General features: G+C 59.4%; 17 protein-coding genes and 1 tRNA gene. 11 read left to right on the forward strand and 7 right to left on the reverse strand.

The genetic code is table 11. The annotated features are described in order from the left end of the window. Positions 1-9 precede the first annotated feature (9 nt). Complete coding sequence (locus tag KUV46_12085) at positions 10-825, forward strand: transglutaminase family protein (protein QYJ00074.1); 816 nt, start codon at positions 10-12, stop codon at positions 823-825. A gap of 6 nt (positions 826-831) precedes the next feature. Continuing rightward, positions 832-1566, forward strand: a complete 735-nt coding sequence (locus KUV46_12090; protein QYJ00075.1) for a proteasome-type protease — start codon at positions 832-834, stop codon at positions 1564-1566. 55 nt (positions 1567-1621) lie between these two features. On the opposite strand, the gene KUV46_12095 is transcribed toward KUV46_12090, so the two are convergent. Continuing rightward, positions 1622-2602 (reverse strand): NAD-dependent epimerase/dehydratase family protein, encoded by a 981-nt coding sequence (locus KUV46_12095; GenBank protein ID QYJ00076.1) that lies wholly within the window; start codon positions 2600-2602, stop codon positions 1622-1624. A gap of 363 nt (positions 2603-2965) precedes the next feature. On the opposite strand from KUV46_12095, the gene KUV46_12100 reads away from it, so the two are divergent. The 6 genes from KUV46_12100 (at position 2966) to KUV46_12125 (ending at position 9858) form a co-directional block, all read left to right on the forward strand. Next, entirely contained in the window at positions 2966-3724 is a 759-nt protein-coding gene (locus KUV46_12100; protein ID QYJ00077.1) for a sulfotransferase, read from the forward strand. A gap of 193 nt (positions 3725-3917) precedes the next feature. Continuing rightward, positions 3918-3993, forward strand: a tRNA-Lys gene (locus tag KUV46_12105). Positions 3994-4102: 109 nt separating this feature from the next. Further along, entirely contained in the window at positions 4103-5431 is a 1329-nt protein-coding gene (locus KUV46_12110; protein ID QYJ00078.1) for an efflux RND transporter periplasmic adaptor subunit, read from the forward strand. 15 nt (positions 5432-5446) lie between these two features. Then, complete coding sequence (locus KUV46_12115) at positions 5447-7384, forward strand: MacB family efflux pump subunit (protein QYJ00079.1); 1938 nt, start codon at positions 5447-5449, stop codon at positions 7382-7384. Positions 7385-7388: 4 nt separating this feature from the next. Beyond that, positions 7389-8741 (forward strand): efflux transporter outer membrane subunit, encoded by a 1353-nt coding sequence (locus tag KUV46_12120; protein QYJ00080.1) that lies wholly within the window; start codon positions 7389-7391, stop codon positions 8739-8741. Positions 8742-8790: 49 nt separating this feature from the next. Beyond that, positions 8791-9858 (forward strand): beta-lactamase family protein, encoded by a 1068-nt coding sequence (locus tag KUV46_12125; GenBank protein ID QYJ00081.1) that lies wholly within the window; start codon positions 8791-8793, stop codon positions 9856-9858. Between the two features lie 2 nt (positions 9859-9860). On the opposite strand, the gene KUV46_12130 is transcribed toward KUV46_12125, so the two are convergent. After that, on the reverse strand, positions 9861-12377 hold the full coding sequence (locus tag KUV46_12130) for an NAD-dependent epimerase/dehydratase family protein (protein QYJ00082.1): 2517 nt from the start codon (positions 12375-12377) through the stop codon (positions 9861-9863). A 155-nt stretch (positions 12378-12532) separates the two neighbouring features. Here KUV46_12130 and KUV46_12135 point away from each other — a divergent pair, with 155 nt between their 5' ends. Continuing rightward, complete coding sequence (locus KUV46_12135; protein QYJ00083.1) at positions 12533-13393, forward strand: Ku protein; 861 nt, start codon at positions 12533-12535, stop codon at positions 13391-13393. Between the two features lie 5 nt (positions 13394-13398). After that, on the forward strand, positions 13399-15888 hold the full coding sequence (gene ligD / locus KUV46_12140) for a DNA ligase D (protein ID QYJ00084.1): 2490 nt from the start codon (positions 13399-13401) through the stop codon (positions 15886-15888). Here ligD and KUV46_12145 read toward each other — a convergent pair. From KUV46_12145 to KUV46_12165, 5 genes are all read right to left on the reverse strand, one after another. Further along, positions 15885-18158 (reverse strand): xanthine dehydrogenase family protein molybdopterin-binding subunit, encoded by a 2274-nt coding sequence (locus tag KUV46_12145; protein QYJ00085.1) that lies wholly within the window; start codon positions 18156-18158, stop codon positions 15885-15887. The two genes, ligD and KUV46_12145, sit on opposite strands and share 4 nt — an antisense overlap. After that, complete coding sequence (locus KUV46_12150) at positions 18158-19207, reverse strand: xanthine dehydrogenase family protein subunit M (protein ID QYJ00086.1); 1050 nt, start codon at positions 19205-19207, stop codon at positions 18158-18160. The genes KUV46_12145 and KUV46_12150 overlap by 1 nt, the downstream gene beginning before the upstream one ends. Continuing rightward, the gene (locus KUV46_12155) at positions 19204-19692 is read right to left on the reverse strand and encodes a (2Fe-2S)-binding protein (GenBank protein QYJ00087.1); all 489 of its coding nucleotides are present in this window, start codon (positions 19690-19692) and stop codon (positions 19204-19206) included. Before KUV46_12155 ends, KUV46_12150 begins: the two co-directional genes overlap by 4 nt. A 148-nt stretch (positions 19693-19840) precedes the next feature. Next, on the reverse strand, positions 19841-22042 hold the full coding sequence (katG, locus tag KUV46_12160) for a catalase/peroxidase HPI (GenBank protein QYJ00088.1): 2202 nt from the start codon (positions 22040-22042) through the stop codon (positions 19841-19843). Positions 22043-22220: 178 nt separating this feature from the next. Continuing rightward, on the reverse strand, positions 22221-23225 hold the full coding sequence (locus KUV46_12165; GenBank protein QYJ00089.1) for an NAD(P)-dependent alcohol dehydrogenase: 1005 nt from the start codon (positions 23223-23225) through the stop codon (positions 22221-22223). A 153-nt stretch (positions 23226-23378) separates the two neighbouring features. On the opposite strand from KUV46_12165, the gene KUV46_12170 reads away from it, so the two are divergent. After that, a complete protein-coding gene (locus KUV46_12170; protein QYJ00090.1) occupies positions 23379-24797 on the forward strand; it encodes a DUF2252 domain-containing protein in 1419 nt (472 codons plus the stop codon). The last annotated feature ends 36 nt before the right edge of the window (positions 24798-24833 follow it).

A 24833-nucleotide genomic window follows, 5' to 3' on the forward strand; every position in this document is an offset into this window, starting at 1 on the left:
GGAAGAATTTTGCGCCTCAAGATCGCTCATCTGACACATTACCAGTTCGCCGAACCTGCCGTTTACGGGCTGCAGCAGATCCGGCTGATCCCCAAGACGCGGCGCGGCCAGAGCGTTGACGACTGGAATGTGACTTTCGAGGGGGCGCTGGAGCAGGTCCATTTCATCGACCAGTTCAACAACCACACCCTGTTGATCGGGCTGGAAGAAGGCGCGAGAGAACTCATCATCCGCGCTGAAGGTACGGTTTTAACGCAGGACGAGAGCGGCATTGTCGGCCAGCATGGCGGCTGGACTCCGCTCTGGCTGTACCATCGCAAGACAGACCTCACGCGCCCTGGCAGCGCCATTCAGGCCATCTGCGATCGGGTCGGTACGGGCTATGAGAATGAGGTCTCGCGTCTTCACGCGCTGATGGGCGTTATCGCTGAAACCGTAAAGTACGAAACCGGCAAAACTGGTGTCGCTACAACGGCTGAAGAGGCTGCTGCGTCAGGCCACGGCGTCTGTCAGGACCATGCGCAGATCTTTGCCGCCTGCGCCCGGCTCATGGGCTTTCCGGCCCGCTATGTCAGCGGTTACCTCATGATGGATGACCGTGTGCAACAGGACGCTTCCCATGCTTGGGCAGAAGCGTATGCTGAAGGTCTTGGCTGGGTCGGATTCGATGTCTCCAACGCCATTTCGCCTGACGCGCGCTATGTCGCCGTGGCGACGGGGCTGGATTATATGGACGCCGCACCAGTTTCGGGGCTGAGCTTCGGGAGTGCTCAGCAGGGGTTGGAAGTGTCGGTTCAGGTGCAGCAGCAACAGCAGCAGCAATAAGCAAAAATGACATACTGCGTGGGTCTATGCCTCGATAAGGGGCTCGTCTTCATGTCCGACACCCGCACCAATGCGGGCGTCGACAACATCTCAAAGTATCGCAAGATGTTCACTTGGAACGTACCGGGTGAGCGTACCTTCGTCCTGATGACGGCCGGCAATCTTGCGACCACGCAGGCTGTGGTCAGCATGCTGGAAGAGCGCACCAAGGCACCGGAGGAGCGCAACCCGTCCATCCTCGAAGTGCCATCCATGTTTCAGGCCGCGCGCCTCGTCGGGAAGACGCTGCGCGACGTAATCAAGGAAAGCGCTCCAACTGGAGGACCGGATGCTGAATCGACCTTTCGCGCGACGCTGATCCTCGGTGGCCAGATTGCTGGCAGCGAGCCGCGCCTCTTCATGATCTACCCGGAAGGCAATTTCGTCGAAGCCAGCAAGGAAACGCCCTTCTTCCAGATCGGCGAAACCAAATATGGCCGTCCGATCCTCGTTCGCGCCCACGACCCGGCCATGTCCTTTGCTGAAGCGGTGAAGCTCCTCATGGTGTCCTTTGACTCCACGTTGAAGGCGAACCTCTCCGTCGGCCTTCCGCTCGATCTTCTGCTCTACGAGACCGACAGCCTCGACATCCTCAAAAAGACGCGGATCGAGGAAGACGACCCGTACTACTCTCTCATTTCCGACAACTGGGGTGAAGCGCTGAAGACGGCTTTCGCGTCGCTACCGCAGTACGAGGTGTGATGCAGAAGTTGGCCGATTCCAGTTTGGTGTGGGCCCTGGACAGTCACGCGAACTTTTAGGTCGCCATTTCCTGATAATCTTTGTACCAGTCGACGAACCGAGACAAACCAACTTCAATAGATGTATTTGGCGAAAACGCGTAATCACGTGAAGCTTCGCCTATATCTGCGTATGTTTGCTCTACATCACCTGGCTGCATTCCTAGAAATTCTTTCAGAGCTGACTTCCCCAACAAAAACTCGAGCGCCGTAATCACATCCATCAGCTTTTCAGGTTTATTGTTTCCGATGTTGTATATCCGATGTGGCCGCACTGAATTTTCGAAGAGAGGCGGTCTCTCGATGATAGCCGTAATGCCAGCGACTACGTCATCGACGTACGTAAAATCGCGCATCATTTCGCCATGGTTGAAAATCTGAATTGGTTTTCCAGCGAGAATATCGCGGGTAAATGACCAATACGCCATGTCTGGACGTCCCCATGGTCCGTACACGGTAAAAAAGCGTAGCCCAATCATCTTGATTTTGAATAGGTGGGCGTAGGTACTTGCTAGCAATTCACCGGCACGTTTTGTTGCAGCATACACCGAAACAGGATTATTTACTTCGTCTGCTTCGGAAAATGGTACTCTTTTATTGCCGCCATACACGGAACTGGAAGAGGCGTAAATTAGGTGAGAGAGCTCCTCTCCAAGATCTCGGCAAGCTTCTAGAATCGACGTGTGGCCGGCGACGTTGGCTTGCACATATGCCATTGGATCTTGCATCGAATAACGTACGCCGGCTTGTGCAGCGAGATGTACAATAACGTTTGGCTTGAATGTTGATGTGATTGCCTTGACGGCAGCTGTCTCGATCAAATCAACTTCGTGCACCTCGCAAAAACTCCGAATTTGCGCGAATCGTGCATGCTTAAGTTGAGGATCATAATAATCGTTGAAGTTATCTATGCCGAGTAATTCGTGCCCCGCCGCATGAAGTCGGCTCGCTGTGTGCATACCTAAAAACCCGGCCGCACCTGTGATCAATACTCTCATGATAAGTCACTCTTTAGTCTATGGTGCGCTGCTCGGTTCGGATGTCTAAAGCAATCATTATCGTTGAAGGTTACCGTATATGCATGGCCTGGCTTTCGGTCACCATCTGACAAAAAATTTTTGGGGCTTTGCGTGGTTGGTGAAAATCGAGCACAAACGCTTCTTAAAACGAAATATCTGCTCAGAGGCTAAAAATGCTGGTGGATCGCGGTTCTGAAAACCAAATATTCTGATTGCTCGTCACGCGAAGGGCGTCAAATTCACTACTTGAGTATCAAGAGATCAGCTTTACAAACCAACCTTAGAATGCGGCCATGGTTACCAGACTCGGTCGAATTTTCGCAAACCGATGGGGCTGCTCGAATGATCGTCTATATTGCCACTTGGCCACGCTGTGGGAATGCCTTTGTCCGCAATCTTATCTATCTTAATTACAGAGTGATCACCGCCGATGGCTATCCGAGCCAGGCGCCATGGCCAGAGCGGCTGAATGCCGAATATTTCTCAGACTTCATCAAGTACCAGGATGAGGGGCAGCCGCCGCGGCTCGCTCTTCAGCATGGCGCGCTTGATCTCTTGAACGAGAAGCCGGATTTGCGCCGCGAACTCGCTGCCATGAGTGAAACTTTTCTTGTGAAGACCCACGAGATGCCGCCGGAAGACCCTGTGGAAGGCGAGGCTTTCGTCTGTATGGTTCGCCACCCGGTTCGGGCAGTTGCCTCGCGCAGGAAGCTGCTCGTCACAAAAGACGTGATGAAAACGGCTCGCGGCGACTATATTGGCGGCCACTGGAGCGACTTCCACAGGCTCTGGCACGAGTCGCCGATGCCGCGGGTCAGCGTTCGCTATGAAGACGTCGTTGGTAAGCCAGAAGTGGTTGTGCGTCCTTGCGCAGAGCTGCTCGGGCTTCCGGAGTTGGAAGTCGTGAGAGACCTTCCGATCGCGGCTAGCAAAGCTCTCAATCCTGAGCGAAACCCCGGTCTCGGCAATGATGGCTGGAAGACGGTTATCACCGATGAGGAAGCCGCTGGGATCTGGGAAGAAACCGGAGAGGCTGCAAGCGCCTGGGGTTATGAACCCGTTCATGAAGGCGCTCAGTCCGAGCAGAACACGACCGCATAGCTAAGCGGCGGGTGACGGACCTCGCTAGCGCGCTTAGTCTATACCTAGGTTTGGCGACGCATTCTGTTCGCCGCTGCATCGACGCTCCGCGGCAAGCAAAATGCGGACGCCTTCGCCACTATGCTTCGCTGTACAGTTTTGAGTGATTGATTTCTCAAACCGATGCATTACATCGCGTTTTCCCAAGTGATAGGCGCCTATAGCTCAGTTGGTAGAGCAGCTGACTCTTAATCAGCGGGTCCGAGGTTCGAATCCTCGTGGGCGCACCACTTTTCCCTCCACGAAAAAATATGTCGAGTTTCTGCATCTGGCAGTGACGGATTTGGCGTGTCCGGTCGTCTCACCTTCTAGGTATGAGCCAAAGAAAGCCGCAAGCTGATGATTTCCTCCCTTTTCAAGTCCCGCCTCGCACTGCTGGTAGGACTGCTTCTTGTTGGTCTCGCGGTCTGGTTTGGGCTCAAGGCGACCGTGTTGAAGGGGCCTGAGGCGCCGGAATACCAGACGGCGGAAGCAAGCCGCGGCGACATCGAGGTCACTATCTCTGCGGCGGGCAAGATCATGCCGAAGGAGTCAGTTGATGTCGGTGCGCAGGTGTCGGGACAGCTTCAGGAGCTGCTGGTCGAAATCGGCGACGAGGTCGAGAAGGGCGATCTCCTCGCGCGGATCGATCCAACGCTTGCGCAGACGAGCGTCGAGGCCAACCGGGCCCAGCTATCTGAGCTTCAGGCGAGCCGGAAGCAGCAACAGGCAACCCTGGAGCTTGCGCGCGCCGAAGCAGAGCGCGCCGAGATGCTTTATCAGGCAGACGCGATTGCGCGCGCCGAGTTTGAGACCGCGCAGGCCGAACTGACGGTAGCGCAAGGGCGGCTGGAGGCGATCAATGCACAGATCCAGCGCCAGTCCTCATCGCTCCAGTCTGAACTCGCTAATCTGGAATACACCCGCATCTACGCGCCAATCTCAGGCACTGTCGTGTCGCTGGCGGCGGTCGAAGGCCAGACGCTGAACGCAAACCAGACCGCGCCAATCATTCTCACCATTGCGGACCTCGGTGTGATGACTGTCGAAACCGATGTGTCTGAAGCGGATGTCCTGCGCATAGACCGCGGGCAGGAGGCTTATTTTACCACGCTTGGCGACTCCACCCGCCGGTGGGAGACCAGCGTGCGGCAGGTGCTTCCAACGCCCGAAGTGCTGAACGATGTGGTGCTCTACAAGGCTCTGGTGGACGTCGAGAACCCGGAAGGCAGGCTGAAGCCGCAGATGACGGCGCAGGTCTTTTTCGTGACCGGGCAGGCGGAGAATGCGGTGCTTGTCCCCGTCACCGCTGTTCAGTCGCGTCCCGCGAGAGGCCAGCGCAGCGAAGGCCGGCCTGTCGCAGGGAACGGCGAACGCCGGCGCGGCTTCATGGAAGCTGAGGCAGCGCCCGGCGGGGAAGGCGAGGGCGGTTCTGCGCGCCGCGAAGAGATGGCGCGGGCACGGGCTGCCAATCCTGAGGCTGAAAGTGCAATCGTGCTGGTGCTTGGCGATGATGGAACGCCTCAGCCGCGTCCCGTGCTTGTCGGCCTCAAGACGCGAACCATGGCCGAGATTATTCATGGGATTGAACCTGGCGAACAGGTCGTGACTGGGAATGTCGCTTTTGAGCGGCCCGGTGGGGAACGTGGCGGGCGCCGGGGCGGTGGGCCGCGCTTCATGCGCGGCTAGGCCAGGAGTTTCCCCATGTCACATCCGCTCATCAAGCTTGAAAATGTCCGCCGCTATTACGGTGAGGGCGATACAGAGGTCCGCGCGCTGGACGGCGTTTCCCTAAGCATCAATCCGGGAGAATTCGTCGCGATCATTGGCCAGTCCGGCTCCGGCAAGTCGACGCTCATGAACATTCTTGGGTGTCTGGACAGGCCAACAGACGGTGCATACACAGTGCGCGGAGAGGACATCTCGAAGCTCGACGCAGACGAGCTTGCATCTCTCCGCCGAGAGACCTTCGGCTTCATTTTCCAGCGGTACAATCTGCTCGCAAGCGTCAGCGCTTCGGAGAATGTCGAGATCCCGGCCGTCTATGCCGGGCTTGGACAGGAAGAGCGCCGCAGCAAGGCGCGTGAGCTTCTCGCGCGCCTCGGTCTTGGTGAGCGGACCGGTCACAAACCCGGCCAGCTTTCAGGTGGTCAGCAACAGCGCGTTGCCGTTGCGCGGGCACTGGTCAATGACGCTGAGATCATTCTCGCTGATGAGCCGACGGGCGCGCTCGATTCTGGCTCGAGTGCAGAGCTTCTAACGCTTCTGGAAGACCTGCATGAAAGCGGGCGGACCATCATTCTCATCACCCATGATGAGAAGGTCGCGGCACGTGCAAAACGCGTGATCACGATTCAGGATGGCCGCATCCTCTCCGATACGGGCGACCAGGGCGGCCATGATGAGGCGAGAGAGTCCTATCGCTATTCACGTAAGGGGCCGTCGCCGGTTGCGCAGGTGTTTGAAGCGGTGAAGATGGCCTTCCGGTCGCTTCGCGCGAACCTGTTTCGCACAGCGCTGACCCTTCTTGGGGTCGTGATCGGTGTGTCGGCCGTTGTCGCCATGCTCGCCATCGGGCAGGGCAGCCAGCAGGATGTCATGGCCCGGTTTGAATCGCTGGGGCCAAACCTTCTCTTTGCACGGCCCGGCGCGCCGGGGCAGCGAATGCGCGGCGATGCGATCGCGACACTGACGCTTCAGGATGCCGAAGCGCTGGCGGAGCTCGATAATATTGTCGCCGCTGTGCCGTCCCGCTCAAGCAGCGCGACGCTGCGCGTGGGCTCAAACGATGTGCGTGCGCAGGTGGAGGGCGTGTCGGAAGACTGGCCGACGGCTCAGAACCGCGGAATGAAGTACGGCACCTTCTTTACCGAGGACGATATGGACCGCCGCGTTGGCGTCGTCGTTCTGGGCACCACAACAGCGGGCAACCTGTTCAACGATCCCCAGAGCGCTGTCGGCGAATACGTCTTCCTTGGCGGTGCCCCGTTTGAAGTGTCGGGTATCCTCGAGGAGAAAGGCGCGACCGGCTGGGGGCAGGATCAGGACGATATCGCTCTCGTACCCATCACGACGGGCATGATGCGGCTCTTCGGTCAGGCATTCCTTTCATCCATCACGATTGCCGTCGACGATACCGACCGGATTGCCGAGACGGAGGAGGCCGCGCATGCCCTTCTTATGTCGAGGCATGGCACAGAGGACTTCCAGCTTCGCAATACGGCCTCCTTCCTGGAGTCGATGCAGGAAGCGCAGAGCTCCTTCTCCATCCTGCTCGGGTCGGTCGCCTCGATTTCCCTGCTCGTAGGCGGCATCGGCGTGATGAACATCATGCTGGTGAGCGTGTCGGAGCGCACGCGGGAAATCGGTGTTCGCATGGCCACGGGGGCAAGACGATCTGACATCATGACCCAGTTCGTGGTCGAAGCGCTGGTTGTCGGCGGGCTCGGCGGCATTGCTGGCGTCCTGTTCGGTCTCGGCGTCTGCTTCATCCTCGCGCAGAGCGGCATGACCATCGCCGTCACCGCCATGCCTGCCATCCTGGCTTTCACATCTGCGCTCGGGACTGGCCTCATCTTCGGCTTGCTGCCTGCGCGCAAGGCCGCGCGGCTCGATCCTGTTACCGCGCTTGCTTCGGAGTAGTCCCATGATGCGATCAACCCTTGCCTCCGGCAGCCTCATTGTCCTCACGGCCTGTACGACCAGCCTTGCACCAGCCATGCCCGTCAGTGAGGCAGGCGTGAACCTTCCAGCGGCTTATGACTATGCAGGCGAAGTCGAGACCATTTCTGCCAGTGATGAGGTCTGGTGGCAGGCCTTTGAGGCGGAGACCCTCGACGCGCTGATTGATGAAGCGCTTGTGGCGAACCAGACGCTGGCGCAGGGGCTTGCGAATATCAGGGCTTCGCGCGCGGCGCTCGACATCACGAATGCGGCCTTCCTGCCGCAGGCAAGCGGCAGCCTCTCTGCGTCAAGCAACACTGAAGGCGGCGGACCCGATGACATCGATGCCAGCGGGCGCCTGTCGGCCTCCTATCAGCTCGACCTTTTCGGCGCAAACGCGGCCAACCGTGAGGCCGGTGAAGCCAGTTTTGAAGCCGTGATCTTCAACCAGCGCGCATTGGAACTCACCGTACAAGCCGATGTCGCGAGCAATTATTTCTCGCTCTTGGCTGCGCGTGACCAGCTGCAAGTGGCGCAGCAGAACCTCGAAATATCTGAACGCATCTTCGACATCGTCGAGGTCCGGTACGAAGCCGGGGCAATCTCCGGCTTTGATGTTTCGGCTCAACGTGCACAGCTTGCGAATGCGCGAGCACGCATTCCGCAAATCGAAGCGCAGATTACCGGCTTTGAAACCGCGCTCGCCATTCTGACGGGGCAGGTGCCGCAGGGCTTTGCAGTTTCGGGTGCCAATATTCTGGGCGTGTCCCTGCCCGAAATCGATGCGGGGCTACCTTCGCAGCTTCTCTTGCGTCGACCAGATCTTCTTCAGTCAGAGGCCACACTCCGCGGGGCCAATGCGAATATCGCGGCGGCGCGCGCAGCGTTCTTTCCAAGCATCGATCTAGGCGCGGGACTCAGCGCGCTTCTGACTGGGGGCTCGAGCCTGACAGGCTCACTCTCGGCAGGGCTGGCTCAGACCATATTCGACGGCGGGCGGCTTGATGGACAACTCGACGCCGCCGAGGCGCGCCGGGACGCACAGCTTGCCGCCTATCGCCAGTCCATACTCAGCGCGCTGCGAGATGTGGATGTCAGCCTTCAGGCCACCGAAACCAATGCGGCACGTGAGGCGCAGCTTCAGATCGCCGAAGAGGCAGCGGCAGAGGCACTGGAAGCGGCCGAGCTTCGCTACCGTGCGGGGTCCGACGATCTGACGAGCCTGCTGAATGCGCAGCAAACCTATTTCGACGCGTCGGCCAATCTGGTTCAGGTGCGGCTCGATCGGCTGACCTCCGCCATCAATGTCTATGTCGCGCTGGGCGGACAATACTAGGCGTGACAATCGCCGTTGGAGGCGGGACGCGCCGGTCTACATATTGAGAATGCGACTTTTACCGACACTGATTGCGCTCGCCTTCGTTGGCTGCGGTGCCCCGTCCCAGCCGCCTGCGTCTTCGGCCCAGCAGGCCCTGTCCGACGCTGAGACGGCCAGCGTGGAGACAACAGGCCTCGACCAGACCTTGATTGAGGCGGCGATTGAAGAGGCGAGGGGGCTGCCACAGCTTCGCGCGCTCATTGTCATGCGCGACGGCGAGACGCTGGTGGAAGAACGGTTCAATGGCGGACCGTCGCTCGACCAGGGCGTCAACATCAAGTCGGCGTCGAAGTCTGTGATCTCCGCCATGGTCGGGATCGCCATTGATAGAGGCGTCCTTGAAGGTGCCGATCAAAGCGTTCTCTCCGTTCTGGAAGCTGAGGCGCCAGCAGACCCTGATCCTCTCCTGTCCGACCTCAATGTCGGGCACCTTCTGTCGATGCAGTCCGGTCTGGAGCGTACATCTGGCAGCAATTACGGCTCATGGGTGGTCAGTCCGAACTGGGTCCGGGATGCGCTGGGGCGACCCTTTGTCGATGAGCCCGGCGGCCAGATGCTCTATTCGACAGGCAACACGCACCTTCTTTCCGCGATGCTGACCCGCGCGTCGGGCAGCGACACTTATCAACTGGCGCAGGACTGGCTGGCTGAACCTCTCGGCATCTCAATTCCGCGCTGGCAGACCGATCCGCAGGGCATATATTTCGGCGGTAACAATATGCTGATGAGCCCGCGCGACATGGCCGCCTTTGGTGAGCTCTACCGCCTCGGTGGCATGGTCGATGGGCAGCGTGTGCTGTCGGAAGACTGGATCGAGCAGAGCTGGACGCCGCGTACCGTGTCGCCATGGAGCGGCGAGCAATATGGCTATGGCTGGTTCATCAGCGAAGTGGGCGGCTACCCCGTGCGCTACGCCTGGGGCTATGGCGGCCAGATGATTTACGTTTTGCCGGATCTGGGGCTCACCGTTGTGATGACCTCAAACGCCAACACAGAACGCGGCAGCACGCACATCAATGAGCTGCACGAACTGCTCGAAGAAGGCATCGTGCCCGCCGCTGTCGAGGGTGCCTAGCATCAGACGAGGTGCCGGCTCCAGTTACCAAACCGGTGGTCAACGCGCCCGCGCGGTAAACTGAGAGCCGCAACAGCAAGACCGACAACAATATCTGCGATCATCTGGACCAGTGTGGCTTCGACGATGAACGGCATGAGGGCGATTGCAAGACCCAGGCAGAGGTTCAGCAGTCGAACTGTGCGTATGGGCTCTGCGAGAGCTGCGATGCTGACGGTGATAACCAGTGCGCCCAACACATGATCAGCGTTAGCAAGATTGCCTTCCGTTCCGAGGGAAACCCTTGTGAACATGAGCCAGACACCAAGCGCAGCACTGGCCAATAGCGTCCATGGAAATGTCATCCCGCCATAGACCATTTCGCGAATGATGTTTCCGGGCGGCTGCATGAAGTCGTCTTCAATACGCTCAGTTGGGCCATCATCGGTGTCACCACGGAAGAGCACCCAGAGGACCGGGCGGCCTTTTTTCTTGCGACGGATCAGGAACTGGATCGTGGCCAGCAACTCGTCCACCGAATACGGAATTTGAAGCAGCATCATCAGCGCCGCAATCAGGCAGAGCGTGCACCATGTGCCGATTACAATGGGCTGGATAATGATGAAGGTAATAGAGATCACGCCGAGCGGAACGATCATGATGCCGAAGATCAGGACGAGCCACGGCATTGTGCGCCAGCGCCGGGACGAGCCGACGATACCGGTCAGGATCTCGAGCATATAGGTCAAAGCGCCGACACCGGCATCGGGAACCGGCCACGCTTCCGACACATCAGAGGTGATGATTTCTTCTGTGCCGTTCCTGGCATTGCCGGGCATGCCCGAGAAGAACGGTTCCCAGACGGCGTCGATGTGGCCGAGCTGATAGGCGGCCATGTGCCGAGAGATCATGAAACCCACAACGGCGAGCGCGATAATGGGAACGCGCTGGATCCATGCCGAGGGGGACTGGTCCCATCCGGGTGGAATGGTTGGCCCTGTTACGGCAGCGGCATTCTGTACGCCCGGCGTCGGCCGGGCCATGACAGCCAGGCCGAAGATCACGGCGCCGCAAAGCGTCTGATTGGTATAGACCGCGCCAGTCGGTGCCCAGAAGGCAAGGGGGGCAAACATCACCCAGGTCGCGATTGCAGCGGTGCCCCATCTCGCAAGCCGAAGTTTCCAGGATAGCGATAGATAGCCGAGCAGGGCGACAGCAAGCCCGCTGAGAATGTCGCTCCAGATGAGTGGCGCGGAGTTGTAGGTAATCATGGCCGGGCTGGCGGCAAGCCAGATACCCATGGCCATGGTCAGGAAGGGCGCCCAGAGAAACTCCCGGTGCTGGGTGATGGATTCCTTCTCTGCTTGCAGGCGGACGTCTTCAGGGTGATCGCCATGCTCTTCGGCGACAGATAACCATGGCGGGGGCGTCAGGCCGTTCTCACCATACCACTTGAGCGGGTCAGCCTTGAGATTGGCGATGAGATCAGGAAGGACACCCGCAATATTGTGACGTGGCTTCCATCCAAGCTGTTGTTCAGCGCGCTCTATGCTGAGCGCGTAGTGGTCGTCCGCCATATCCACCATGAACGGGCGGATGAACGGCTTTTCGCCCTGGTCGATATCGTCGGGGACGACAGGCTCTGACTTCGATTCAATCCAGGCACCAACTGAGGCAAGGGGTTTGGGCAGGGTGAAGGTCCGCCAGTCCTTCTCTCCGTGAACAAGGCCGGCGATCTCCTTTTGAAGCGCCTCGTAGCTCAGTGTTTTCGGTTCGCCGACCAGGATGACATTGTCGTCTGGAAGCTCGTTGCGCCGGTCGACGACCCTTTTGAAAGCATCGACCATATCGTCCTTGTGGAGAAAGGCTTGGCCGACCTCGGTGGACGCTGCATAGGCATGGCCATGCGGGTTGCGCTCATAGATGCGCCGAATTTGCTCTGACAGCGTCGGGACGGCAGAGTGTTCGTCATAGACGCCTGCCAGATGAAGCAGCGTGAAGGGAATGTCGCCGTTGGCGGACCTGATTTCCTTCTCCGCGCGGGCCTTGGATTCGGGATAGGCCCATTTCGGGTTAAGGGCCGTCTCCTCGGTAATTGGCAGGCCTGGGACACCCGCTTCGTGCACCAGCATCGTTCCGGAATAAATGAAGCGATCGACTTCAAAGTCCTGTAAGCCATCGAGCAGACGGCGCGTGCCTTCAACGTTCAGCTTTTCATAGAGGGGGTGCGGCTCGCCAGTGAAATCGAAATAGGCGGCGAGGTGAATGACGCCGGCGAGTTTGCGACCGTACTTCTCAGACAGTGTGTGCAAGGCGTCCCTGACTGAAGCGTCAGAGGTAAGGTCGCAATCGATCGACGCGCAATCAGCCTCGTGTCCCGGCACATCAAATCCGATGACCAGGTAATCGTCCTTGAGAACGGAAGTGAGCGCGCTGCCGATATTTCCCGCAGCGCCGATTATAAGCACGATCGGCTTTTGCGGTGCGGTCCTGCTTGCTGGCTCTTTCTGCCTGTTTTCCTGCTGATTTTGGTTGCTCAAGATCGGTCCCCTGCATCGGTCGGTGACTTGATAGGGCGCGAGTGGCCCGCAGGTTCAACGCAACGCATTGGTGTGTTCGCCGTTCCAGATGATCCCGAGGCCTGGCTGGAACCGAACCCTGCGAACGGCATTGATTCGCCATTGGAGGACCCGCAATGGCAATGCGTGCTTACTGGAAGGGCTATCTGCGCCTTTCACTCGTGAATATCGGTATCGAGCTCTATTCGGCGACGAGCTCGCAGAAACGCGTCTCGCTGCGCCAGATCCACAAGCCGAGCGGCAAGCGAATTCGCTATCAGAAGATCGCTGAAGGCGTCGGCCCGGTCGACACCGATGAGATCGTCAAAGGGTTCGAGACCAGCAAGGATGAGTATGTCCTCCTGGAGCCGGATGAGCTCGACGAGATCAAGCTTGAAAGCAAACGGACGATCGATCTGGTTCAGTTTGTCGAAACCTGCGAGATCGACCCGCGCTATTTTGAAAAGCCCTACTACGTCGTGCCCCGCGATGATGAGGTCGCGGCTGAGGGTTTCACCGTTATTCGCGAGGCCCTGCGCAAGAACAAGATGGTCGGCCTTGGCCAGATGGCAGTGCGCGGGCGCGACTATGTTGTCGCGATCAAGCCATGCGGGGATGGACTGCTTCTCGAAACGCTGCGCTTTGCCGACGAGATCCGCGAAAGCGACACCGTGTTCGACGATATCCCCGAAATGAAGCCGGACAAGGAGATGCTGGAGCTTGCGAGCGAATTGATCGAACGCAAGGCGAAACCTTTCAAACCGGAGGCGTTCAAATCGAGTTATGCCGACGCGCTGATGGAGCTTATCAAGGAGAAGCGCGAAGAGGGCGCCATAAGCCATGATGAGAGCTCTGATAGCGCCAGCGGCTCTGGCGGACGCGGAAAGGTTGTCGACCTGATGGAGGCACTGAAAAAGAGCGTCGACAAGGACAAGGGCACCTCAAAGAAGAAAACGTCTTCCAAGTCGTCCAAGTCTAAGTCCGGCAAGGCGGCTTGATCCATATGGCCAAAGCTGACGCGGATACCTTGAAGACCTATCGGGAAAAGCGTGACTTCACGCGCACGCCGGAACCTGATGGCTCAAAATCAAAGCGCTCCAGATCGAAGAATGGCGCGCTCAGTTTCGTCATCCAGAAACATGATGCGAGCCGGCTTCATTACGATTTCCGGCTTGAGCTTGATGGTGTTCTGAAAAGCTGGGCGGTCACGAAAGGGCCGAGCCTCAACCCGTCAGACAAGCGTCTGGCCGTGCGGACTGAGGACCACCCGCTCGACTATGGCAGCTTTGAAGGTGTGATCCCCGATGGCTATGGCGCGGGCACGGTCATGTTGTGGGACCAGGGGGAATGGGAACCCCGCGAAGACCCCCATGAAGGTCTCAAGAAAGGGTCGCTCAAGTTCAATCTCAAAGGTGAGCGGTTAAAGGGCGGCTGGGCGCTCGTCCTGATGAAAAACAATTCCACCAGGGACAAGCAGAACTGGCTCCTCATCAAGGAAAAGGATGACGAGGCCGATCGCAAGTCCGACCCACGAAAGACCTGGCAGACCAGCGTGACGAGTGACCGTGATTTCGAAGAGATCGAAGAGGCGGCTGCCGGCGGTGATGCCGACATACTGGGAGAAGACGAGGCCCCCGACTTTCCTGGTTTTGTCGAGCCGCAGCTTGCCAAACTCCGCGATGATCCGCCCTCAGGTGATGAATGGCTGCATGAGCTCAAATTTGATGGCTATCGCATTCAGGCACTGATCGCAGGCCATCAGGTTCGGCTGATCACGCGCAATGGCAAGGACTGGACGGATCGCTATCCCGCCGTCGCGAAAGCACTTGCGGCGCTTGAGGTAGAGACTGCGGCCATCGACGGAGAGCTGGTTGCCCTGGATGAACGTGGGCACAGCCACTTTGCTTCACTTCAGGCAGCTACAAAGGGCGAGGCGGAGGCCACGCTGGCCTTCTACGCGTTCGATCTGCTTTCGCGAGATGGCAAGGATTTACGCAAGAAGCCGCTTACAGAGCGCAAAGCTGCGTTACGCGAAATCATTCCCGCCGATAGCGAAATCGTGCGCTTCTCCGACCATATCGAGGGCAAAGGTGACGACGTCATCGGCAAGGCCTGCGGGATGGGTCTGGAAGGTATCATCTCCAAAAAGGCAGCATCGAAATATGTGTCTGGGCGCGGATCGGGCTGGATCAAGTCAAAATGCGTTGGCCGCGACGAGTTCGTGATCGGCGGCTATCGCAAGTCAGACAAGAAGGCGCGGCCGTTCGCGTCGCTTCTGCTTGGTGAATTTGAAGACGGCAAACTCCACTACCGCGGCCGCGTCGGTACCGGATTTGACGAAGCGACGATGGATGAGCTGTCGGCGGCGATGACCAGGCTGGAGCGCAAGACGAGCGCTTTTCAGGGCCTGCCAGCCGACGCCAGGCGCGGTGCTGTCTGGCTGACGCCGAAGCTCGTAGCCGAGATCGCCTATACAGAGCGCACGCCCGACGGCCTGCTACGCCACCCGAGCTTTCAGGGGCTGCGGGAGGACAAGGAGGCAAAGCAAGTGAAGACGCGCCGCGAAAAGGAAACGGAGACAGTCGAAGACGCCGATAATGGAACGGTACTTAGCGTACGTATCAGTCATCCGGACCGTGTCGTCTATGAGGAGCAGGGTGCTACCAAGCGCGAGATTGCCGAATACCTGGCCGAGATCGCGCCGCGCATGCTGCCTCACATCAAGGGCCATCCCGTCAGCTTGGTCCGCTGTCCGTCTGGGGCAGGCGGCAAGTGCTTCTACCAGAAGCACCACACCGACTCCGTCCCTGATGCGATTGATGAAGTGGAAATAGAGGAGAAAGACGGGGAGACATCTGGCTACCTTGTACTGAATTCGGCTGAAGCGCTGGTTTCAGCAGCGCAGATTGGCGCCCTTGAGCTCCACATCTGGGGTTCGCGCACTGACCGGCTGGATCGTCCAGACCGTCTCGTACTTGATCTCGACCCGGATGAAGGGCTGGATTTTGAAGACGTGAAAAGCGCAGCCTTTGAAGTGCGCGACGTGCTTGATGCGGCAGGGCTCCAGACCTTTGCGCTGCTGACAGGAGGCAAAGGTATTCATGTGATTGCCCCATTGGAGCGCAGGCAAGGCTGGGATGAAGTGAAATCCGCCGCCCGAGGGCTTGCGAGGAAGCTCTCTGAAGCCGATCCGGACCGTTATGTCGCCGAGATGTCCAAAGCCAAGCGCAAGGGACGCATATTCGTCGACTGGCTTCGCAATGAACGCGGCGCCACCGCGGTCTGTCCCTATTCGCTCCGCGCAAGACCGGGTGCGCCGATTGCGACCCCTGTACGCTGGGATGAGTTGTCCGGCATCAGCTCCGGCCACGACTATACCCTTTCGACGATCCGGCGCCGGCTGTCAGCGCTGAAATCAGACCCCTGGGAAGGGTATGACACAGTCCGCCAATCTATCTCAAAAAGCGTGCTGGACGTACTGGCTGGCGACTAGGGTTTCAGTGCTTCGGCGCCCTTGAGAAGATCCTCGATCTTGATCGGATATCGCGGCGTGCGCACGCCGGTGGCATGCCAGACGGCATTTGCGATCGCACCGACAGTGCCCGTGATGCCAAGCTCCCCCACGCCTTTGACGCCAAGGTCATTCACATGCGGGTCGTCTTCATCGACGAGCAGCGCCTCGACATGCGGCACGTCCGCCAGAACGGGGATGTGATATCCCGCAAAGTCATTGTTGAGCGGGCGGCCCGTTCGCTTGTCGTGAACGCCTTCTTCATGCAGCGCAAAGCTCATTCCCCAGATCATCCCGCCTGTGAGCTGGCTTTTTGCGAGACGCGGATTGATGATCCGGCCTGCGGCGAACGCCCCAATGAGGCGGCTGACGCGTACCTGGTAAAGGTCAGGATCGACCTTCACTTCAGCAAAGACGGCACCGTGCGAGAACATGGCGTAGGTCTCGGTGCTCGCCTTGTCGCGGTTGCCCCGACCCTGGCCTTCAATCTGCTCGATCCCGGCACGTTCCAGAATGGCGGTGTAGGGTTCTCCGACGCTCGGGTCGCTGGCTTTGAAGAGACGCCCATTCTCGCCGATCAGGCGTTCATTGCCTGCGCCGAAAAGAGGAGAGTCGCTGTCCTTGGTCGCAATCTCTGCGAGTTGGCGAATAACGTCATTGCCGGCTGCGAAGAGCGCGCCGCCAGCAGAAGCCGTATGCGCCGAGCCGCCAGCGACGCTGCCGTCTGGCAGGTCCGAGTGGCCAATGTCGAAGTCGATATCGTCGGCGGACATGCCAAGGCCATCAGCCGCCATCTGCCAGAGTGCGGTCCATGCGCCCTGGCCCATATCGGCACCTGAGGTCTCAGCGCGCGCCGAGCCGTCCTTGCGCAGGACAGCCCGTGCCTTTGCCGGGAAGAAGGGCGCATGGAAGATACTGGTGCCCATGCCCCAGCCGGTCAGGAGCCCGTTTTCATCACGCATCTGCCCGGGCTTGAGCGGTCTGTCTTTCCACCCGAATGCGCTTGCTGCCGTGTCATAACATTCGCGCAAGGCCTTGGCTGAATACGGTTTTCCGTTTGAGTGGTCTTTCTCTGCATAGTTCAGACGACGGAACTCAAGCGGGTCCATACCCGCCTTCTCAGCTGCCATGTCCATAGCGCATTCAATGACGGCAGACCCGGTGGCGATACCCGGCGCGCGCATGGCGCCCGGCGTGCCTGTGTCGAAGCGCGTGCCTGAATGGCTGACACTGATGGCTGGCGTCGCATAGAGGCTGAGGCCCGCATTCGCTGCGCCGTCGAGCCAGTTGTCAAAGCTGCTGGTCGAGACATTTGCCTGATGCTCAAAGGCTAGCAGGCGGTTGTCAGCGTCCATGTCATAACGGACCGTCTGGCGCGTGGCGCTACGGTGCTGGACGGGCCCGAACATCTGGTCACGCTTGAGCGACAGTTTCACCGGGCGTTTCAGTTCGCGCGCTGCAAGTATGCCCAGCATTTGCGGGCCAAACAGGACGGCCTTGGAGCCAAAGCCGCCACCAAGATAGGGCGAGCGAAGCGTCACATTCTCTGCCGGAATGCCGAAGTAATTGGCAATGCCTGGCTTGGCGAGGCCGATGGCCTGATTGGGCATATCGACGGTGAGCTTGTCACCATCCCAAGCGGCAACGACCGCATGCGGCTCCATCGCATTGTGATACTGGAGCGGTGTCTCCACAACGACGCTCGCACTGGACGCCGCCTGCTTGCGTTGAGCCTCAAGGTCACCGGTCGCGAATTTTGGCGGTGTTGATATGCCAACCGCTTCAGGCGTGAATGCCTCACCGTCGTCAAAACCGATCCGCGCTGGCTGCTCATCATACTCTGCCTTGATGAGGCGTGCGCCCTCAATGGCCGCTTCGAGCGTTTCGGCTACGACAACAGCGATGGGTTGTCCGGCGTAGCGGACGTCATCATGCTGGAGCACGTCGATCCGCGCGGTAAACGGTGTCGTTTTCTCGTCCGGGTCCTGCGACAGAGCAGGGGTATTGTCCGGGGTCATGACATGGACAACGCCCGGATGGGCAAGCGCAGCCTTCGTGTCCAGCGAGGTGACGCGGCCGCGGGCGATGCTGGCCCCTGCAAAGACAGCGTGGAGCAGGCCTTCGGGCCGGTTGTCAGCGGCGTAATTGGCCTTGCCGGTGACCTTGGCAAGGCCGTCCTTGCGCGTCATCGACTGGCCGGAATTCGAGCCGAGCCGGACATGGTGGGCGGCAACCATCGGTGTATCAGCCATTATCGTGCCTCCTTCCCGGTTGCGAAGACAGAGCCGGGCAGGTCCGGCATGGTCGCCGGAGTGCCGTCGGCGGCAGCCTTCAGCGCGCGGATCAGGATCCGCTTTGCGAGTTCGATCTTGTGCGCATTGTCGCCGGAAGGTTTCGCGTCAGCGAGCGCGGCATCGGCGGCCTTTCGGAATGCGGCTTCGCCTGCCTCAGCGCCGTTCAGCGCATCTTCGGCCTTGCGGGCGCGCCACGGCTTGGCGGCGACACCGCCAAGGGCAATGCGTGCATCCTTGATCCGGCCATCGCCAATATGGAGCATGGCTGCAGCCGACACGATGGCGAATGCATAGGACGTGCGGTCACGTAGCTTTATATAGCGGGCGCGCGCGGCGAAACGCTTGGCATCAGAGGGCAGGGTGACGGCCGTAATGATCTCGCCTTGCTTGAGCGCGCTGCCTGGAGGCGTCGACGCATCTGGAAGGCGGTAGAACTCATCGATCGATATCTGCCGGCTTCCATCCGGCCCATCGACGTCGACCAGCGCGCCGAGCGCCGCGAGCGGTACGCAGAAATCGGAAGGGTGGACGGCGATACAGGTCTTGGTCCAGCCAAGCACGGCATGTTTGCCATTCACGCCCTCGAGCGCATCGCAGCCTTGTCCGGCTTCGTGCAGATTGCAGGCGCTGTGAGCGTCATAGAAATAGGCGCACCGTGGCTCCTGCATCAGGTTGCCGCCAACCGTCGCGGCATTGCGCAGTTGTCCCGACGCGCCAGCTAGAAGCGCTTCGGCGACGGCTGGAAAATCCTTTTGAATGAGCTCATTACGGGCAAGATCTGAGTTGCGCACCATTGCCCCGATGCGCAAGGACCCGTCCTTCTGTGGCTCGATACGCTGAAGCTCATCAAGGCGTGTGATGTCGACAAGGCGGTCAGGCGTGCGCACGCCTGCTTTCATCAGGTCCAGCAAATTCGTGCCGCCCGCATAGTAGGAGGCGCCGGGTTTGCTGGCAGCCTTGATCGCATCGGCGATGGTCTCCGGGCGCTCATAATCGAAGATGTTCATGACTTGCCTGCCTTGGCGATATTCGCCTGCGCTTCGAGTACGGCGTCCTGAATGCCGGCATAGGCGCCGCAGCGGCAGAGATTGCCGCTCATACCTTCGCGGATCGCTTCGGCAGATGCCTTTCCGCCTGTTTCATTGAGGAGACCCACCGCGCTCATGATCTGGCCGGGCGTGCAATAGCCGCACTGGAAGCCATCATTCTCAATAAAAGCCGCCTGCACCGGATGGAGCGTGTCGCCATCTGCCAGGCCTTCGACCGTGGTGATATCGGCGCCGTCGAGGCTCACCGCGAGCGTGAGGCAGCTGTTCACGCGCCGCCCGTCCACCAGCACTGTGCAGGCCCCGCACTGGCCGCGGTCGCAGCCCTTTTTGGTGCCCGTAAGCCCGATGCGTTCACGAAGCACGTCGAGCAATGTCGGGCGTGGATCTTCAAGGTCCACACCGTGTTCGGTGCCGTTGATGTTCAGAGATATCCGAAGCGCCATAATCCCTCCGCGCTAGCGTGTCTGACCATCATGCTAGTTCGGGGCGTTCGCTTAGGCGAGCCATAAGCGAGGAATTTATTGGTTTCCCCAACGAAAAAGCGCCCCGGACGGACCGGGGCGCTTTCCTGTTTTGTAATTGGCGTCAGGCCTAGTTGATGTCGAAACGGTCGAGCATCATCACCTTGTTCCAGGCCTTCACGAAGTCCTTCACGAACTTCTTCTCGTGGCCGTTCTCAGCATACACTTCCGAAAGAGCGCGCAGCTGCGAGTTGGACCCGAAGACGAGGTCGGCACGGGTGGCCGTCCAGACGAGGTCGCCGCTTGCGCGGTCGTGGCCTTCATAGAGGTGCTCGTTCTCTTCCGATGCTTTCCACGCCGTGCTCATGTCGAGCAGGTTGACGAAGAAGTCATTGGTGAGCTGGCCAACGCGCTTGGTGAAGACACCGTGCGGCTTGCCATCGGAGTTCGTGCCGAGGACACGCATGCCGCCAACCAGAACCGTCATCTCAGGCGCGCTGAGGCGCAGGAGTTGGGCACGGTCAACGAGGAGTTCCTCAGCCGGGACCAAGTAGTCCGCCTTCACGAAGTTGCGGAAGCCATCCGCCTTCGGCTCGAGGTAGGAATAGGACTCAACGTCCGTCATTTCCTGCGTCGCGTCCGTGCGGCCCGGCGTGAACGGTACGTCCACATCATGGCCTGCATCCTTGGCAGCCTTCTCGACCGCGGCGCAGCCACCAAGCACGATCAGGTCGGCCATTGAGACTTTCTTGGAGCCGGAGTCGAAGCCCGATTTGATCTCTTCCAGCTTGGAAAGGACCTTGGCGAGCTGCTCAGGATTGTTCGCTTCCCAGTTCTTTGCCGGGTCGAGACGCACGCGGGCACCATTGGCACCGCCGCGCATGTCAGAGCCGCGGAACGAGGCAGCCGACGCCCATGCAGCGGAAACGAGTTCCGAGACAGAAAGGCCGGAAGAGAGGATTTTCTCTTTCAGCGACTTGACGTCGGACGCGTCAACGAGGTCATGGTCGACCGGTGGAATTGGGTCCTGCCAGAGCAGGTCTTCCTGAGGTGCTTCTTCGCCGAGATAGCGGGCTTTCGGGCCCATATCGCGGTGGGTCAGCTTGAACCAGGCGCGTGCGAACGCATCCTCGAACTCTTTCGGGTTCTCGTAGAAGCGGCGGGAGACCTTCTCGTAATCCGGGTCAACCTTCAGCGCGAGGTCGGTCGTGAGCATGATGGTCGAGACCTTCTTGGAGCTGTCATCAGCTGCCGGGGCAAGGTCTTCTTCCTTCACATTTTTCGGCTCCCACTGATAGGCGCCTGCCGGGCTCTTGGTGAGCTCGTAGTCATACTCGAACAACATGCGGAAATAGTTCATGCTCCACTCGGTCGGGGTTGGCGTCCAGGCGCCTTCCAGACCGGAGGTGATGGCATGACCGCCAACGCCGGATTCGTGGGTGCTGGCCCAGCCGAAGCCTTGCGCTGCGATGTCGGACCCTTCCGGTTCTGCACCGACCAGCGAAGCGTCGCCTGCGCCATGGCACTTACCGAAGGTGTGACCGCCAGCGATCAGCGCGACGGTTTCCTCGTCGTTCATCGCCATGCGGGCAAAGGTGTCGCGAATGTCGAACGCGGCCTTTGCCGGGTCAGGTTCACCATCCGGGCCTTCAGGGTTCACATAGATGAGACCCATCTGCACAGCTGCGAGCGGGTTCTCGAGCGCGCGGCCTTCGCTGTAGCGGCTATTCGGCTTGTCAGAGGTAGCGAGCCACTCTTCTTCCGTGCCCCAATAGACGTCTTTCTCTGGTTCCCAGACGTCCTGACGGCCGCCAGCGAAACCAAATGTCTTGAAGCCCATATCCTCAAGCGCGACGTTGCCGGCGAGGATCATGAGGTCAGCCCAGGACAGGCCTGCGCCATACTTCTGCTTGATCGGCCAGAGCAGGCGGCGTGCCTTGTCGAGGTTGCCATTGTCCGGCCAGGAATTGAGCGGCGCAAAGCGCTGCTGGCCCGTGCCCGAACCACCGCGGCCATCGCCGACGCGATAGGTGCCGGCAGAGTGCCACGCCATGCGGATCATGAATGGGCCGTAGTGACCATAGTCAGCCGGCCACCAATCCTTGGAGTCCTTCAGCACGACCGCGATGTCTTTCTTGACCTGCTTCAGGTCGAGCTTCTTGAAAGCTTCGGCATAGTCGAAGTCTTCGCCCATCGGGTCACCAGCCGGGTGATTCTGATGGAGGATGTCGAGGTTGAGGAGTTTCGGCCACCAATCCTTGTTGCGTGGACCCTTGAAGAGCCAGTGGCGCTCTTCACCGTGAATTACTGGGCACTTGGCGTCGTCAGCCATGGTTGAATCCTTCCTTCTAACCTGTGCGTTGATCTGATGCCGAACAGTACCCGATCAAGCCTCATCGAACAAATCAAAACGCCGCCTGATAGCTATTGTGAAAATCTATAGGTTGGCGCAAAGCAAGACAGGCCGGGGATGCCGGCCTGTCTGTCAGAACTGCGATTTTTGCTGGGGATCAGATGTCCACAACAATCTTGCCGAAGTGCTTCTGGCTCGCCTGGTGCGCGAACGCATCGGCCAGTTTCTCAAGCGGGAAATGGTCGCTGATCACCGGCTTGATACCGGATGATTCGATGGCCGCAATCATGTCTTCCTGAGACTGGCGCGAGCCGACCGTAATGCCGGACACGGTAATGTTGGAGCTGAACAGTGCAGCTGTCGGCACTTCGCCGGAGATGCCCGTCAGCACGCCGATAAGCGAGATGTGACCACCGATACGGCAGGCTGCGATGGATTGGGCCATCGTGCCGGGGCCGCCAATCTCGATGACCTCGTCGACACCGCGGCCGCCCGTCAGCTCTTTGGCCTTCGCACCCCAGTCCGGCGTGTCCTTGTAATTGATCACATGGTCGGCGCCGAGCTCTTTCAGCTTGTCGAGCTTCTCCTGAGAGGAAGATGTCGAGATCACGCGCGCGCCAGCGGCCTTGGCAAACTGGAGCGCAAAGATCGACACGCCGCCCGTGCCTTGCGTCAGGACCCAGTCGCCCGGCTGGATCGAGTTCTCTACCATCAGGCCCCGCCACGCTGTTAGCGCCGCGCAGGGCAGGGTCGCCGCTTCAGCAAAGCTCCAGCCCTCTGGCATACGGGTCAGGCCCTCTGCGGGTGCTGCGACGAGTTCAGCCGAAAAGCCGTCGATCCGGTCACCGCGCACGGCCAGCATCTTGTCGAGTTCGGGCGGTCCATCGCGCCAGCCAGGGAAGAAGGTCGAGAGAACCTTGTCGCCTTTCTTGAAACGGGTGACGCCCTCGCCGACTTCGACCACTTCGCCCGCGCCATCGGACATCAGGATACGGCCATCGGGCGTTGGAATACCGCCCTGCGCCACCACGAAGTCATGATAGTTCAGCGAGCTCGCCTTCACCCGCATCAGCACTTCGCCGGCTTTGGGTTTCGGGTCATCGCGGGTTTCGATCTGGATGTTCTGCAGACCGCCCGGCTTCTTCAGGCTGGCAACTTTCATTGAGGCTCTCCCTAGTGTTTCCTTGATTGGGGTGAGCCAAAGCATCGCTGACCCTGCGAAAGCCAAGCGGTTTCCAAATCAGTTTGCGTGAAGGCAACCGGGCTCGCGCTGCCGCGTTTTTACGATGTACAGCGATAAGGTCCGGAGCAGCATTTGGCAGAAAAGAACGAAAATCTCGTCAGCGAAGACAAGGAAAGCGAAGTACAGCCGACGCAAAAGGCTGAAGGAAAGGTCGAATCTTTCCGCAAGCTGGCAGAAGCATTGGCAAGTGGGGCGCAGATCGTGCCACCTCGCTTTCTGACGGGACAGGCCCGACGCCTCCATGTTCGCTCAACGCTTCGCGAAGACCACGCCTCACGCATCGAAAGCCGCTCACAGGGGGCGGCAAACAAGTTCGACATATTGTCGGAAGACTATTTCAAATTCTTTCGCGGCACAGCGCTCCTGTTCTATCGCGATATGGTTGGTGAAGACGGCCACATGCCCACGGTCATCGCGCTGGGCGACGTCCACCCTCAGAATTTCGGGATCATGCCGGACGAGAACGGTGCGCCGATCTTTGGTGTGAATGACTTCGATGAAGTGATCTATGCGCCGTTCACCTGGGACATCAAACGCGGCTCCGTCGGCTTCTGGGTCGCAACCGAGAAGGTGGCCGGCATGAAGCGCAAGAAAAGACGGAAAGTCGTGGCAAAGTTCGTCAAAGGGTATCTCAATGCCATGCAGACCTACGCCAAGTATGAGAACGAGCAGCAGGACGCGTTTCGTCTCGACAATTCGCCGGACGTCATTCAGCGGCTTTTCGAAGAGGCCTGGGAAGATCGCCGTGATTGGCTCTGGGATGACTATCTCAAACCAAACGGGCGAGGGTTTCGGGCAACGGACGAATTGCAGCCGCTCTCGAAAGAGGCGGCCAAATTCCAGAAAGCTGTCAACGACCTCGCAGCTTCCAAGGGCATCGATGTACCGGACCGGGCCGGGGAGTTGAAGGTGAAAGACGTCTGCGTGCGCCATGGCCAGGGAACAGCGTCGCTTGGCCTTCCACGCTATTATGTGCTCATCGAAGGACCGTCGAAGAATGCGACCGACGACATCATTATCGAATTCAAGCGCGCCCGTCAGTCTGCGCTCGAAGGGCTGACGCCGCCGACCGAGTTCAATGCTGGCGACAAGGCTGACCGCATCGCCCATGGCCAGCAGGTTCAGCTCGCGCATGGAGATATCTTCTATGGAGCCGTCGAAATCGATGGTGAGAGCTTCATGAGCCGGGAACGCGCGCCCTTCCGCGATGACATCGACATGGACGACCTGTCGTACAAGATTTGGAAAAAATACGCGAAGGCTTGCGGTGCCGCCCTCGCGCAGGCGCATGCGCGCTCGGACGACCTCGGGAAGCTGGACTATGATGTCGAGCCAGCCATTCTCGAGGCTGCTCATCCGCGCGGCCTGTTCATCGATGACATCGTCAGTTTTACCGAAGAGGCGGCCGACAGGTTGAAGCGGGACCATCAGATGTTCTGCGACGACCATAAGCATGGTGCGTTCGAGAATATCGAGATGGTGTTCCGATAGGCACGAGGACATGACAAACAAAAAGGGCGGCAGATC

The sequence above is a fragment of the Thalassovita mediterranea genome (genome assembly GCA_019448215.1).
Taxonomy (GTDB): domain Bacteria; phylum Pseudomonadota; class Alphaproteobacteria; order Caulobacterales; family Hyphomonadaceae; genus Henriciella.

Coding starts and splice junctions, on each gene's coding strand:
- KUV46_12090 (QYJ00075.1), top strand. CDS start 832: ATGACATACTGCGTGGGTCTATGCCTCGATAAGGGGCTCGTCTTCATG.
- KUV46_12095 (QYJ00076.1), bottom strand. CDS start 2,602: ATGAGAGTATTGATCACAGGTGCGGCCGGGTTTTTAGGTATGCACACA.
- KUV46_12100 (QYJ00077.1), top strand. CDS start 2,966: ATGATCGTCTATATTGCCACTTGGCCACGCTGTGGGAATGCCTTTGTC.
- KUV46_12110 (QYJ00078.1), top strand. CDS start 4,103: ATGATTTCCTCCCTTTTCAAGTCCCGCCTCGCACTGCTGGTAGGACTG.
- KUV46_12115 (QYJ00079.1), top strand. CDS start 5,447: ATGTCACATCCGCTCATCAAGCTTGAAAATGTCCGCCGCTATTACGGT.
- KUV46_12120 (QYJ00080.1), top strand. CDS start 7,389: ATGATGCGATCAACCCTTGCCTCCGGCAGCCTCATTGTCCTCACGGCC.
- KUV46_12125 (QYJ00081.1), top strand. CDS start 8,791: ATGCGACTTTTACCGACACTGATTGCGCTCGCCTTCGTTGGCTGCGGT.
- KUV46_12135 (QYJ00083.1), top strand. CDS start 12,533: ATGGCAATGCGTGCTTACTGGAAGGGCTATCTGCGCCTTTCACTCGTG.
- ligD (QYJ00084.1), top strand. CDS start 13,399: ATGGCCAAAGCTGACGCGGATACCTTGAAGACCTATCGGGAAAAGCGT.
- KUV46_12145 (QYJ00085.1), bottom strand. CDS start 18,158: ATGGCTGATACACCGATGGTTGCCGCCCACCATGTCCGGCTCGGCTCG.
- KUV46_12150 (QYJ00086.1), bottom strand. CDS start 19,207: ATGAACATCTTCGATTATGAGCGCCCGGAGACCATCGCCGATGCGATC.
- KUV46_12155 (QYJ00087.1), bottom strand. CDS start 19,692: ATGGCGCTTCGGATATCTCTGAACATCAACGGCACCGAACACGGTGTG.
- katG (QYJ00088.1), bottom strand. CDS start 22,042: ATGGCTGACGACGCCAAGTGCCCAGTAATTCACGGTGAAGAGCGCCAC.
- KUV46_12165 (QYJ00089.1), bottom strand. CDS start 23,225: ATGAAAGTTGCCAGCCTGAAGAAGCCGGGCGGTCTGCAGAACATCCAG.